The sequence below is a fragment of the Actinoallomurus sp. NBC_01490 genome, assembly GCF_036227085.1.
GTDB lineage: Bacteria > Actinomycetota > Actinomycetes > Streptosporangiales > Streptosporangiaceae > Actinoallomurus > Actinoallomurus oryzae.
Window position 1 is genome coordinate 1208899 of sequence record NZ_CP109433.1, and the last position, 12405, is coordinate 1221303.

The window sequence follows — 12405 nt, forward strand, 5'->3', positions numbered from 1 at the left end:
AGGAGGGATTCACCTCGGTCACGGCTGCTGCCTCCTGGTGTCGGCTGAACCCGGCCGAGCACCGGCCGATAGGCTGGTACGGCCCGCCAACCCGTCTGTATCTCCTGGGAGTCACGGTGTCCGCCCGGCTCGTCGTCCTCGTCTCCGGCGCGGGGACCAACCTACAGGCGCTTCTCGACGCGTGTACCGATCCAGCCTACGGTGCCCGGGTCGTTGCCGTCGGCGCCGACCGTGACGGCATCGAAGGCCTGGCGAGGGCCGACCGTGCCGGAATACCGACGTTCGTGGCGCGGGTCAAGGACCACGAGACGCGCGAGCAGTGGGACGCCGCTCTGACCGAGGCGGTCGACAAGTACGACCCCGACCTGGTCGTGTCGGCCGGTTTCATGAAGATCCTCGGCGCGCGTTTCCTCGACCGCTTCGGCGGCCGGGTGATCAACACCCATCCGGCGCTGCTGCCCGCGTTCCCGGGTACGCACGCCGCGCGCGACGCTCTCGAGCACGGCGTCAAGGTGACGGGCTGCACCGCGCATTTCGTGGACTCCGGCGTCGACACCGGCCCGATCATCGCCCAGGAGGCGGTGCCGGTCCTCGACGACGATGACGAAGACACGCTGCACGAGCGGATCAAGGACGTCGAGCGTCCGCTGCTCGTGCGGACCGTGGGCCGCCTGGTCCGCGAGGGATGGACCATCGAGAGCAGCAGGAGAGTGAGGATCGGGTGACCCGGATCGCGATCAAGCGCGCGCTGATCAGCGTCTATGACAAGTCGGGCCTGGAAGAGCTGGCCACCGGCCTGCACCGGGCGGGTGTCGAGATCGTTTCCACGGGGTCGACGGCGGCCCGCATCGCCGCCGCGGGCGTACCGGTCATGAAGGTGGAGAAGCTCACCGGCTTCCCCGAGTGCCTTGACGGGCGGGTCAAGACCCTGCACCCGAAGGTGCACGCCGGGCTTCTCGCCGACCGGCGCAACGCCGACCACGTCCAGCAGCTCGAGGACCTGCACGTCGAGCCCTTCGACCTGCTGATCTCCAACCTCTACCCCTTCGCGGAGACGGTCGCCTCCGGCGCCGGCCCCGACGAGATCGTGGAGCAGATCGACATCGGCGGGCCCGCGATGGTCCGCGCCGCGGCCAAGAACCACCAGAGTGTCGCCGTCGTCGTCGACCCCGCCTCGTACGGCGAGGTCCTGGACGCCGTGCGCCGCGGCGGCTTCGAGGCGACCGAGCGCAAGCGGCTCGCCGCGGCGGCGTACGCGCACACCGCCGCCTACGACGCCGCGGTCGCCTCCTGGTTCGCCAATTCCTACGCGCCCGACGAGGTCGCCGAGGAGAGCGGCTGGGCGCCGATCGTCGCGAGCGTGTGGGACCGCAAGGCCGTCCTCCGGTACGGCGAGAACCCCCACCAGCGGGCCGCGCTCTACACCTCCCACGCCGGGGGGCTGGCCGAGGCCGAGCAGCTCCACGGCAAGGAGATGTCCTACAACAACTACGTCGACGCCGACGCCGCGCGCCGCGCGGCGTACGACTTCACCGAGCCGTGCGTGGCGATCATCAAGCACGCCAACCCCTGCGGCATCGCCGTGGGCGCCGACATCGCCGAGGCGCACCGTAAGGCGCACGCCTGTGACTCGCTGTCCGCGTACGGCGGCGTGATCGCCACCAACCGGCCCGTCTCGGCGGAGATGGCGCGCCAGGTCGCCGACATCTTCACCGAGGTGCTGGTCGCCCCCGCCTTCGACGACGAGGCGCTCTCGCTGCTCACCGTGAAGAAGAACATCCGGCTGCTCGTCTGCCCGGAGGGCCCCGCGGGCGTCACGGAGTTCCGGCGCATCGACGGCGGCCTGCTGACCCAGAGCACGGACAAGATCGACGCGGCCGGCGACGACCCCTCCACCTGGGAGCTGAAGGCGGGCGCCGCGGCCGACGAGGCGACGCTGCGCGACCTGGCGTTCGCGTGGCGGGCGTGCCGTTCGGTGAAGTCCAACGCGATCCTGCTGGCGGCCGACGGCGCGACCGTCGGCGTCGGCATGGGCCAGGTCAACCGGGTCGACTCCGCACGGCTGGCGGTCACGCGAGCCGGTGACCGCGCGGCGGGCTCGGTCGGCGCCTCCGACGCGTTCTTCCCGTTCGCGGACGGGCTGGAGGTGCTCACCGAGGCGGGCGTGCGTGCCATCGTCGAGCCGGGCGGCTCCGTACGCGACGCCGACGTGATCGAGGCCGCGGAGAAGGCCGGGGTCACGCTGTACTTCACCGGCGTCCGGCACTTCTTCCACTGATGTGCGTCTCGGCGGCGCCGGCGCGGTTCACCGACACGATCCTGTATCACGGCCGCGTCCGGCACGCCGAGCACGGGCTCGTGCACGTGCTCGGGTACCAGAACGTCGCGGCCAACTACGCCACCGGCCCGAACGCCATGCTGCTGCACCTGCCCGGCGTCGGCATGACGCAGGACAACTTCGTCGACACGAGCGGCGCCCGTTACATCCTGCGGAACATGGTCCACGCGCTCGAACCGCCCATGCTGGCGTTCGCCGCGGCGCCGGGAAGTGCGCCGGCGGGCGCCGGGCCCCCGCCGGTGCAGGTGTTCGAGCACGACATCTACACCGTCGTGCTCGCGACGGACGCCTCGCTGATCCCCGACGCGCTCCGTCTCGTACCCGAGCATCGCCGCATCCCGGTCAACCGCCCGCTGTTCGACTTCTACGCCCAGAGCTATCCCGAGCACGCCATCGCGCTGTGCTGCTTCGACAACCGCGACGCGGCCCGCTCGGACCCGCTCCTGGTCTGGTACGTTCCGCGCGACCCCGACCGCCTCGAACTGCCCGCGGTCGACTCCCATACCGGCGGCATCCCGCAGATCGGCGCATCGGCGTGGACCGACCACTGGGTGATTCTCGGCATCGACGAACCGGTGCCGTCCTCGGGGGCCTGGAAGTCCGCCCCGATGTACTGGCTGGACGCCGAACTCCACGGCCCGGCGGGCGCCTTCCTGCCCCGCGCGATCGTCGGCCGGCCGTACTCGGGGATGCTCCCGAACGGCGACTTCATGATTCCGTACGCCGACCTGGCCGCGGGCCGGCTGGAGGCGATGAGCCGGATCGGGCCCGACGGGGAATCCCTGCCGCCGCTGCCCCCGCCCTCACCCCCGAACGTGCCTCCGCCGCCGCCCCCGCCGTCTCCGCCGCCCCCGCCTCTGCCGTACGCGGCTCCGCCTCCGCCGCCCCCGTTCGCGCCTCCGCCCTCGTTCCCGCCGCGGCGTCGCCGTCGCAGGTGGCCGTTCGGCCGCTGATCGCCGCCTGGAAGAATGGCGCACGTGACCGCACAGATACTGGACGGCAAGGCGACCGCGGCGGAGATCCGTACGCGGCTCAAGGAGCGGGTCGCGGCCCTGCGCGAGCGCGGCATCGTCCCGGGGCTGGGCACGGTGCTCGTCGGCGACGACCCGGGCAGCCACGCGTACGTCGCGGGCAAGCACCGCGACTGCGCGGAGGTCGGCATCGCGAGCATCCGGCGCGACCTGCCCGCCACGGCGACGCAGGCGGACGTCGAGGCCGCCGTCGACGAGCTGAACGCCGATCCGGCCTGCACCGGCTACATCGTGCAGCTTCCGCTGCCCAAGGGTTTGGACGAGCAGCGCGTGCTGGAGCGGATCGACCCGGCCAAGGACGCCGACGGCCTGCACCCGGTCAACCTGGGCCGGCTCGTGCTGATGCAGCCGGGCGCGCTGCCGTGCACGCCGCGTGGCATCGTCGAGCTGCTGCGCCGCTTCGACGTGCCGATCCGCGGCGCCGACGTCACCGTCATCGGCCGCGGCGTCACCGTCGGCCGGGCGCTCGGCCTGCTGCTCGGCCGCCGCACCGAGAACGCCACGGTGACGACCTGCCACACCGGCACCAAGGACCTCGCGGCGCACACGCGCGGGGCCGACATCGTCGTGGTGGCCGCGGGCGTGCCCGGCCTCATCAAGCCGGACATGATCAAGTCCGGAGCGGCCGTGCTCGACGTCGGCATCACCCGTACGGACGCGGGGCTGACCGGCGACGTGGACCCCGGCGTCCGCGAGGTGGCGGGCTGGCTGGCGCCGATGCCCGGAGGCGTGGGCCCGATGACCCGCGCCATGCTGCTCACGAACGTCGTGGAAGCCGCCGAGAAGGCCGTCTAGGCCTGTCTCAGTAGCGTGTTGAGTCAGACCTAGCTCGCCGCCCGGCGGTTGGGGGCGCCGGGTGCGGCGGGGCGCCTGGGGGCGGGCTGACGTGGGGCTCCGGTCGTTCCGCCACCCGGCCGGGGGCCGTCCGGGCGCCGCGCGGTCTCCGGCGTACGGCCGCCCTGGGGTGGCACGTGCACCGGCGGCAGCGGGCGTACGAGACCGAGCGCGATGACCTCGTTGGCCAGCCGGGTGCGCCGGTTGGCGCCCTCCGGGATGCGGAACTTCTGGTAGAGCCGCAGCAGGTGCTGCTTGACCGCGGCCTCGGTCACGACCAGGTCGGTCGCGATCTCGCGCGCCGTGGCGGGCGCCACGAACGCCTCGTCGGACAGCGCCGGCCGGCACAGCGACGTGAGCACGTCGATCTCGCGCCGGGTCAGGTCGGGTGCGACGGCCCGGCGAAGTTCGACGTCGGGATCGACGTCTTCGCGCGGGATGCCGCCCATCCGGCAGCGGGCGGCGCCGAAGCTCACGACGTCGCCGTCTTCGAGGACGCGCCGGGCGATCGGCCGTCCGTTGACACGTGTGCCGTTGCGTGAGAGTCCGAGGTCCACCACGTAGACGTACGGGCCACGCCGGATCAACTCCGCGTGCAGCCGGGAGACGCTGGGCTCGTCGAGCCGGATGTCGACACCCCGCCCCCGCCCGATCGTGGTCACCTCGGGTCGCAGCGGCAGTACGGTGCCGCTCTCCTCGATCCGTATGAACGGGCCCTCCACGGCGGTCCCTCCCAGCTAGTTAGCGACCCCTGTCTGGCGGGTTACCCGGACCGGCCATGGTCACACCATCCTACTCGTCGGTAGGTAAGAGTACGGCGGGAATCTTGGGGCATGACGAGCATTTTGGACCGGTAAGTGACGGCCGCATTGACACCCTCGTGACAACCGAGACAGGACCTCCCGACCGTATTGTCAGGGCCGCGCGGCGGACGCGGCCCGCCCGGCGCTGCCAAGATAGGAGCCATGTCAGAGCCGTACGGTCCGCCTGAACCGGGCGGGTCGACCCAGCAGCCGTACGTCCCGGAGCCGCGCTCGGGGGCGGCCGATTCCGGCGGGCCTGGAGGGGATCCGGTCGGCCCGCACCCGATGCCGGGGCCCTCGACTCCACCGTCCGCGCGCGGCGGTGACCGGGCGCGGCCACGTCCGGCGGTGCCGCGCTGGCTCGGCCGGCTTCCGTACGCCTTCGTCCTGTGCGGCGTGGCGGCGGGTCTCGTCGTCGTGGCCACTAATCACTTCCGGCGAGGGAGCATGCTCATCGCCGCATCGGTGTTCATCGCGGCGCTGGCGCGGCTGGTGCTGCCCGAGAGCCAGGTGGGCATGCTCGCGGTGCGCCGCAGGTGGTTCGACGTGTTCCTCATGACGGCCGCCGCGGTCGGTATCACACTTGTCGCATTTGTCGCAAAGGGGTCCAGCGGCTGAATTACGCCGGCGCTCCGATAGCCTCATCAGCGAGCCCTACGAAGGACTGCTGACCAGTGTGGAGCGCAAGAGCCGATCGTGCCCTCGCTACCACGACGTAAGAAGGGACAGCTACAGCATGCCCAAGATCAAGGTAGCGGGCCCCGTCGTCGAACTCGACGGCGACGAGATGACGCGGATCATCTGGCAATTCATCAAGGACCAGTTGATCCTGCCCTACCTGGACGTCGACCTGCGGTACTACGACCTGGGGATGGAGCATCGGGACGCGACCGACGACCAGGTCACCATCGACGCCGCCAACGCCATCAAGGAGCACGGCGTCGGCGTCAAGTGCGCGACCATCACCCCCGACGAGGCCCGGGTCGAGGAGTTCGGCCTGAAGAAGATGTGGCGGTCGCCTAACGGCACCATCCGTAACATCCTCGGCGGCGTCGTCTTCCGCGAGCCGATCGTCGTCTCCAACATCCCCCGTCTCGTCCCCGGCTGGACCAAGCCCATCATCATCGGCCGCCACGCCCACGGCGACCAGTACCGCGCCACCGACTTCGTCGTCCCCGGCCCCGGCAAGGTGACGGTCGCGTTCGAGCCCGCCGACGGCTCCGAGCCGATGGAGTTCCAGGTCGCCGACTTCCCCGGCGGCGGCATCGCGATGGGCATGTACAACTACGACTCCTCGATCCGCGACTTCGCCCGCGCGACGATGCGGTACGCCCTCGACCGCAAGTTCCCCCTCTACCTCTCGACCAAGAACACGATCCTCAAGGCCTACGACGGCCGCTTCAAGGACCTGTTCGCCGAGGTCTTCGAAGCGGAGTTCGAGGCAGAGTTCAAAGATGCAGGCATCACCTACGAGCACCGCCTCATCGACGACATGGTCGCGCAGGCCCTCAAGTGGGACGGCGGCTTCGTCTGGGCGGCGAAGAACTACGACGGCGACGTGCAGTCCGACGTCGTCGCGCAGGGCTTCGGCTCGCTGGGCCTGATGACGTCCGTGCTGATGACCCCCGACGGCCGTACGGTCGAGGCCGAGGCCGCCCACGGCACCGTCACCCGCCACTACCGCCAGCACCAGCAGGGCAAGCCGACGTCGACCAACCCGATCGCGTCGATCTTCGCCTGGAGCCGGGGCCTGGCCCACCGCGGCAAGCTCGACAACACCCCCGCGGTGACCGAGTTCGCCAACACGCTGGAGAGGGTCTGCATCGAGACCGTCGAGGGCGGCCAGATGACCAAGGACCTGGCGCTGCTCGTCGGCGGCGACCAGGGATGGCTGACCACCCAGGAGTTCCTCACCGCGCTGGACGAGAACCTCCACAAGAAGCTGGCCTGAGCGTGCAAAGCCCCCTCACCTGCGCCTTCGCCGTAGGTGAGGGGGCGCTCGTTACTCTGGGTCGTCTATGGGCTGCCACGTGTAGTGGATAGCGCCCTAAGGACGACACTCGTCATCGCCTCTCGGGTTGCCAGGTCATCTGGGCGATGTCGTGATCTCGAGGCGCACGTACTGCTTGCCGGCTCGGTCGACAACACTTTTTCCGCGAGCGTTGATCAACCCCTCATAGCCGGCGAGCTGGCCGACGGAGGTGTCGGCCTGCTTCTGGGTCAGCCCGCCAACGCCGAGTCCGTCGTTTACCCAGGCCTGGTCCGGGAGGGTCGGGCACTGGTTCTCCGTCAGGCGCCAATGGCCCACGCCGGACCAGAACCAGTTCTCGGACTTGCCCTGGCACCAGGTCGCCCACGCCACCTCCGTCTTGCCATCCTTCGCGATCACATGAGTTCACGCGCATCGGCGGTCGCGGTGGCGCCCGGTCCGCTCTTGGTCGCCGTGGCCGAGGGCGTGGCCCACGGATCACGCGGAGGCCTCGGGTTCACTTGATCGTCTTGACCGTCTCGGAGCGGACCTGCAGCGTGAACCGCGCGTAGAACCGCAGATCCACCTGGGAGGCATCCTGTGCGGCCGTCTTCGCGGTCATCGGGGCGACCAGGGCCCCCGTGTTGTCGTCCGTCCAGGCGCACACTGGATAGGTCATGCTCGTGCCGAGCTTCTTCTGCTGTAGCACTTCGCAGCTGACCGTGGGCGAGCCACTCTGGGTGAAGTCCTTCGGTCCCACGGCCACGGTCACGCCATCGGCCTCACCGGCGCCCTTGAGCATGTTGCCGCGGGCCTCGTCGGTGTTCTTGAACCGGCCGTACATGCCGGAGAGCACCAGCCCGCCCTTGGTCTGATCGCCGCCCAGGCTGTACTGGCCGACCACGGCGTCGGTGACCTTGGCGTCCCAGGCGCCGTTCGCCTCGTCCTTGATCTTCTGCCCCTTGGAGTCGGACAGGTCCTGGGCGAGTTCGAAGCGGCCGCCGATCAGGGTCTTGGGCAGCGTCAGGGCGAACTTCGCCTCCGGAAAGCCGCCTTCGGCGTTCAGGCCGATCAGCGCGACCACCACGATTGCCACGACCACGCCGACGCCGCCGCTCACGATGCCGAGGACGGGCCCGACCCGGCGTTTCTTTGAGGGCGGCGGCACCATCGGCGGGGCGCCCCAGGCCGGGTTGGGCTGCTGGGGGTACTGGGCGCCGTACGGCTGAGGGGCGGGCTGCTGGGGGTAGGGCGCCTGGTACGGCGACGGGGCGGGCTGCCCGCCGTATGGGGGCTGAGGCGGCGGAGGTGTGGACACGCCAGAACGCTACTTCACCCCTGCGAGCGGTCAGCGGAATTCGATGTCAACAATCTTTCAATAAGGATCGCCCGTGTGCAGATCGGCGGTCAGCAGGTGCACGGTGCTGTTGCTGAAGATCAGATGTTTGGTCACCAGGGGTCCATCGTGAGTTCGCCGTGGCAACGTGATCTCGGCCACGATGAGCCGGCCACATGTTCAGAGCTCGCGATCCCGATAACGGGTGCGTGGAACCGGCCCGGAGTCCACGGGGAGTTCCCCGACGTGCAGGTTCGCGAGGAACCGTAGGCCCAGGAAGGGGATAGCGGTGTCCCTGACGGATCTTTCTGGGGCCTTAGCAAGGGCTTGGCGGCCCTCTTCGCCAGATCCGACTCGAAGGCCTTTCTCACAGGCTTGGACTCGAACGCCTTGTTCACCGACTCTTCGAGGCTGTCGCCTGTGACGTGGGATACGCCGAGCGTGATCAAACTCATCATTGACTCGAGTGGTGCGGGATGTCGCTTTATGTGGACATCCAGGCGGTGGGTCGCAATGAGCGATGGTCCAAGCTCCGGCTACGCAAAGACACAGACCGCCGTCAGGGTGCTTTGGGCCGTGGAAGGGCGGCCGGGGGCGGCGGTCAACGACCGATGGCAACCGCTCGTACGCAGGTCAGCGCCTAGCGAACGTGTGGTGCCGCACGTGGCGGACTCCAATGATCGGTTCCTCCAGAAGAAGTCCGGCCTGACCTGGCTTCTCGCACTGCCGGGGACGCCGCGTCCGCCGCGGCGTCCCCGTTCGCGTACCCACGGAGACCGCCGGAAACGCCGCACGATAACCTGACTGGTGGAATGTCTCGACGGCGAGAGACCTCCACGGAGTTTCTGCGCTCGGCGAGGACCTCGTACCGCAGGAGAAACCAACGATGACCGTCAATGTGACCGTGACCGGCGCCGCGGGCCAGATCGGCTACGCGCTGCTCTTCCGCATCGCCTCGGGGCAGCTTCTGGGACCCGACACTCCCGTACGGCTGCGTCTGCTGGAGATCCCCGCGGCCGTCAAGGCCGCCGAGGGCACGGCGATGGAGCTGGACGACAGCGCGTTCCCGCTGCTGGAGGGCATCGACGTCACCGACGACGCCAAGCGTGCCTTCGACGGCACCAACGTCGCGCTCCTCGTCGGCGCCCGCCCGCGGACGAAGGGCATGGAGCGCGGCGACCTGCTCGAGGCCAACGGCGGCATCTTCAAGCCGCAGGGCGAGGCGATCAACTCCGGTGCCGCGAGCGACGTGCGCGTCCTGGTGGTCGGCAACCCGGCCAACACCAACGCCCTGATCGCCAAGAGCCACGCGCCCGACGTGCCGGCCGAGCGCTTCACCGCGATGACCCGCCTCGACCACAACCGCGCCATCGCGCAGCTGTCCAAGCGGCTCGGCGCCGCGGTCGCCGACGTCAAGAAGATGACGATCTGGGGCAACCACTCCGCGACGCAGTACCCCGACATCTTCCACGCCGAGGTCGGTGGCCAGAACGCCGCGCAGGCGGTGAACGACGCCGACTGGCTGCGCGACACCTTCATCCCGACCGTCGCCAAGCGCGGCGCCGCGATCATCGAGGCGCGGGGCGCGTCCTCGGCGGCCTCCGCCGCCTCGGCCGCGATCGACCACGTGCACACCTGGGTCCACGGCACCCCCGAGGGCGACTGGACCTCCATGGCGGTCGTCTCGGACGGTTCGTACGGAGTGCCGGAGGGCCTCATGTCCTCCTTCCCGGTCGTCTGCAAGGACGGCAAGTGGGAGATCGTCCAGGGCCTGGAGATCAACCAGTTCTCCCGCGAGCGCATCGACGCCTCGGTGCGCGAGCTGGAGGAGGAGCGCGACGCCGTGCGCAAGCTCGGCCTCGTCTGACGTCGCCGCGATCGTAGAGCGGGTAGGCCGCCGGGTCCGTCTGTTGGACCCGGCGGCCTCTTCGTTACCGGGGCGCGCGATCAGTGCGCGCGTCGGCGTGCCTGGAGGGATCACCGACCGGACAGGATGGAACGACCTGGTCGGCGACGCCGCGGGCGAACACGGGACTCTGGCGGTGATCGGCCGCGCGGGGGCCGTTCGCGTCATTCGGCCTGGTCGGCCGCTGCCCTGGCCCGGCGTGCGCGGCGCAGAAGGTAGACCGCGGTGACGAGCGGCCCGGCGATCGCCAGCACGAGCAGGGGGATCCCGACCCAGCCGGGGATCGTCGTGCCCGTGCAGTTCCCGACGCGGTCGGACGGGCCGTCGACGTAGACGCACGTCCGGGTCGGCGAGAAGGCGATGATCCCGACCGCGACGGCGAGCCCGCCGGGCCACACGAGCAGGCCGACGAGCTTGTCGCGGAGCGTCCACCGCCGCGAGACGAGCAGCATGACCGCCCCGGCCACCCAGCCGGCCACCGGGACGATCACACCTCCGACAAGGAGAAGGAACACCGTCAACGCGTCATACCGCCGCATGCGTCCCAGCATGGCGGCTCCAGCTCACCGGCCACGCCGGTTTCCAGTGATCGGCCGGCACGGAGAGAAGGCGGTCATTCTCGCGACCGCCCGTCCGATCCCGCGTGAACCCTGAGCGCCAATGCGCCGCCGGTCAGGGAGCGTCGGTGCGGGCCGCGGTGACCACCACGGTGGTGTAGTGCATCGTGAAGCCGCCTCCGAGCGCGTCGATGGCGGCGCCGACGGCCTCCAGCACCACCGCCAGCTTGTCCGCCGGGAGGCGGGTGACCGAGCCCTGGGTGGGGATCTGCTCCAGCCACTCGTCCCGGGTGTAGAACCGCTCCCACTCGAACGGCCACTGCTCCGGCTCGCCGAACGCGCCCGCCTGCCGGATGCTCTCGGCGGCCTTGTCGAACCCTCTCTGGTAGACGTCCAGGGTTCGCGTCGTCGCGGTGAAGTCGAACGGTGCGTCGGGCACGACCTGCTTGTAGGCCGTGCCGAACGCCTCCGCCACCTCGGGCGGAAGCTGGAACACGTGCCAGAACGGCGCCAGCCGGCCGCCGGGCCGCAGCACCTGCGCCGCCTTGGCCGCGCCGGCGACCGGATCCACCCAGTGCCAGGCGGTGCCGGCGATGACCGCGTCGAACTTCCGGCCGGCGGGATCCCAGTCCTCGAACTTCGCCACCTCGACCTCGAATCCGCCGCGCCGCGCGAAGTCGGCCATCCGCGCGTCGGGTTCGACGCCGAGCACCGTGCAGCCGGCCGACCTGAACTGCCGGGCCGCCGTGCCGGTGCCGCAGCCGACGTCGAGCATGGCCGGGCCGGGGCTGGCGGCGATGATCGCCTCCACCATGGCGTCGGGATAGCCGGGCCGGGTCCGGTCGTATCGCTCGGCGTCCGTGCCGAACGACTCCGCCATCTCCCGTGCCTGATGGGCCTCGCGAGGGGAAGCAGGTGATTGCTCAGAAGGTACAGTGGGCATGCGCCCACTGTAAGTGGGCGCATGCCCACTCGTCAACGGAGCGGCGTTCGACGCCGCGAGAGGGGAGACGCGGTGCCGACAGGCGTGGCAATCCGTGACGTGCGCGAGCAGCTGTTCGAGGCCGCCGAGCGAATCCTGCTCCGGGACGGGCCGAGCGCGCTGACCAGCCGGGCGGTCACCACGGAGGCGGGCTGTGCCAAGGGCGTCCTGCACCGGCACTTCGCCGACTTCGACGACTTCCTCGCCGAGCTGGTGCTCGATCGCGCGGGCCGGATGGCCGCCCAGGCGACCGCTCTGCGCGGTGCGGCCGGGACCGGCACGGTCGTGGGCAACATCGCCGACGCGCTCACGACGATCTTCCGATCGGTCGCCGTGGCGCTCGTCGCGCTGATCACCTTCCGGGACGAACTGCGCGCCCGGCTGCGCCGGACCTGGCCGGCCGGCGTCCCGCTCCTCGCGGAGGCGGTGATCATGGTCGCCGACTACCTCATGGCAGAGCGCGACCTGGGCCGCGTCGCGCCCGGCGCCGACGTCGGGATGCTGGCTCCCACGCTGATCGGGGCCGGGCACCTGCTGTTCGCCGATCGCCAGGCGTCCCCACCGGAGCCCGAGGCCGTCCGCACCATGGTGAGCACGGTCCTGTCCGGGGTGCTGCCGAACCCTCCGGCCTCCGGCGGTGGGTGACGCC

Annotated in this window: 14 protein-coding genes; 8 read left to right on the forward strand and 6 right to left on the reverse strand. The window is 70.4% G+C overall.

The window, feature by feature from the left end; translation table 11 throughout:
• The first annotated feature begins 116 nt into the window (after nt 1–116).
• The 4 genes from purN to OG417_RS06235 are packed head-to-tail and all read left to right on the forward strand — an operon-like array spanning nt 117 to nt 4164.
• Nucleotides 117–725: a phosphoribosylglycinamide formyltransferase gene (purN, locus tag OG417_RS06220; RefSeq protein WP_329251005.1), complete on the forward strand. Its 609-nt coding sequence runs from the start codon at nt 117–119 to the stop codon at nt 723–725.
• On the forward strand, nt 722–2278 hold the full coding sequence (gene purH, locus OG417_RS06225) for a bifunctional phosphoribosylaminoimidazolecarboxamide formyltransferase/IMP cyclohydrolase (protein WP_329251007.1): 1557 nt from the start codon (nt 722–724) through the stop codon (nt 2276–2278). The genes purN and purH overlap by 4 nt, the downstream gene beginning before the upstream one ends.
• On the forward strand, nt 2278–3291 hold the full coding sequence (locus tag OG417_RS06230; RefSeq protein ID WP_329251010.1) for a hypothetical protein: 1014 nt from the start codon (nt 2278–2280) through the stop codon (nt 3289–3291). Before purH ends, OG417_RS06230 begins: the two co-directional genes overlap by 1 nt.
• A 24-nt stretch (nt 3292–3315) precedes the next feature.
• Nucleotides 3316–4164 (forward strand): bifunctional methylenetetrahydrofolate dehydrogenase/methenyltetrahydrofolate cyclohydrolase, encoded by an 849-nt coding sequence (locus OG417_RS06235; protein ID WP_329251013.1) that lies wholly within the window; start codon nt 3316–3318, stop codon nt 4162–4164.
• 29 nt (nt 4165–4193) lie between these two features.
• Here OG417_RS06235 and OG417_RS06240 read toward each other — a convergent pair whose 3' ends face one another.
• The gene (locus tag OG417_RS06240) at nt 4194–4925 is read right to left on the reverse strand and encodes an FHA domain-containing protein (protein WP_329251016.1); all 732 of its coding nucleotides are present in this window, start codon (nt 4923–4925) and stop codon (nt 4194–4196) included.
• A 429-nt stretch (nt 4926–5354) separates the two neighbouring features.
• Between OG417_RS06240 and OG417_RS06245 the strand changes: the two genes are divergently transcribed.
• Both OG417_RS06245 and OG417_RS06250 read left to right on the forward strand, forming a co-directional pair.
• Nucleotides 5355–5624: a DUF3017 domain-containing protein gene (locus tag OG417_RS06245; protein ID WP_329251018.1), complete on the forward strand. Its 270-nt coding sequence runs from the start codon at nt 5355–5357 to the stop codon at nt 5622–5624.
• Nucleotides 5625–5742: 118 nt separating this feature from the next.
• Complete coding sequence (locus tag OG417_RS06250) at nt 5743–6957, forward strand: NADP-dependent isocitrate dehydrogenase (RefSeq protein ID WP_329251021.1); 1215 nt, start codon at nt 5743–5745, stop codon at nt 6955–6957.
• A gap of 135 nt (nt 6958–7092) precedes the next feature.
• On the opposite strand, the gene OG417_RS06255 is transcribed toward OG417_RS06250, so the two are convergent.
• The 3 genes from OG417_RS06255 to OG417_RS06265 all read right to left on the reverse strand — a co-directional run bounded on the left by OG417_RS06255 (nt 7093) and on the right by OG417_RS06265 (nt 8473).
• Nucleotides 7093–7395, reverse strand: a complete 303-nt coding sequence (locus OG417_RS06255; RefSeq protein ID WP_329251024.1) for a hypothetical protein — start codon at nt 7393–7395, stop codon at nt 7093–7095.
• A 97-nt stretch (nt 7396–7492) separates the two neighbouring features.
• Nucleotides 7493–8293, reverse strand: a complete 801-nt coding sequence (locus tag OG417_RS06260) for a hypothetical protein (RefSeq protein WP_329251027.1) — start codon at nt 8291–8293, stop codon at nt 7493–7495.
• 57 nt (nt 8294–8350) lie between these two features.
• Nucleotides 8351–8473, reverse strand: coding sequence for a hypothetical protein (locus tag OG417_RS06265; protein ID WP_329251028.1), 123 nt, complete (start codon nt 8471–8473; stop codon nt 8351–8353).
• A 724-nt stretch (nt 8474–9197) separates the two neighbouring features.
• Here OG417_RS06265 and OG417_RS06270 point away from each other — a divergent pair.
• The gene (locus OG417_RS06270; protein ID WP_329251031.1) at nt 9198–10178 is read left to right on the forward strand and encodes a malate dehydrogenase; all 981 of its coding nucleotides are present in this window, start codon (nt 9198–9200) and stop codon (nt 10176–10178) included.
• 203 nt (nt 10179–10381) lie between these two features.
• Here OG417_RS06270 and OG417_RS06275 read toward each other — a convergent pair whose 3' ends face one another.
• On the reverse strand, nt 10382–10756 hold the full coding sequence (locus tag OG417_RS06275; RefSeq protein ID WP_329251033.1) for a hypothetical protein: 375 nt from the start codon (nt 10754–10756) through the stop codon (nt 10382–10384).
• 133 nt (nt 10757–10889) lie between these two features.
• Nucleotides 10890–11654: a class I SAM-dependent methyltransferase gene (locus OG417_RS06280; RefSeq protein WP_329251036.1), complete on the reverse strand. Its 765-nt coding sequence runs from the start codon at nt 11652–11654 to the stop codon at nt 10890–10892.
• Between the two features lie 135 nt (nt 11655–11789).
• On the opposite strand from OG417_RS06280, the gene OG417_RS06285 reads away from it, so the two are divergent.
• The gene (locus OG417_RS06285) at nt 11790–12401 is read left to right on the forward strand and encodes a TetR/AcrR family transcriptional regulator (protein WP_329251039.1); all 612 of its coding nucleotides are present in this window, start codon (nt 11790–11792) and stop codon (nt 12399–12401) included.
• Nucleotides 12402–12405: the final 4 nt, after the last annotated feature.

Bases quoted from the DNA above. Each gene is read 5' to 3' on its own strand.
- OG417_RS06230 (WP_329251010.1), top strand. From the start codon at position 2,278: ATGTGCGTCTCGGCGGCGCCGGCGCGGTTCACCGACACGATCCTGTAT.
- OG417_RS06250 (WP_329251021.1), top strand. From the start codon at position 5,743: ATGCCCAAGATCAAGGTAGCGGGCCCCGTCGTCGAACTCGACGGCGAC.
- OG417_RS06270 (WP_329251031.1), top strand. From the start codon at position 9,198: ATGACCGTCAATGTGACCGTGACCGGCGCCGCGGGCCAGATCGGCTAC.
- OG417_RS06275 (WP_329251033.1), bottom strand. From the start codon at position 10,756: ATGCGGCGGTATGACGCGTTGACGGTGTTCCTTCTCCTTGTCGGAGGT.
- OG417_RS06280 (WP_329251036.1), bottom strand. From the start codon at position 11,654: ATGGCGGAGTCGTTCGGCACGGACGCCGAGCGATACGACCGGACCCGG.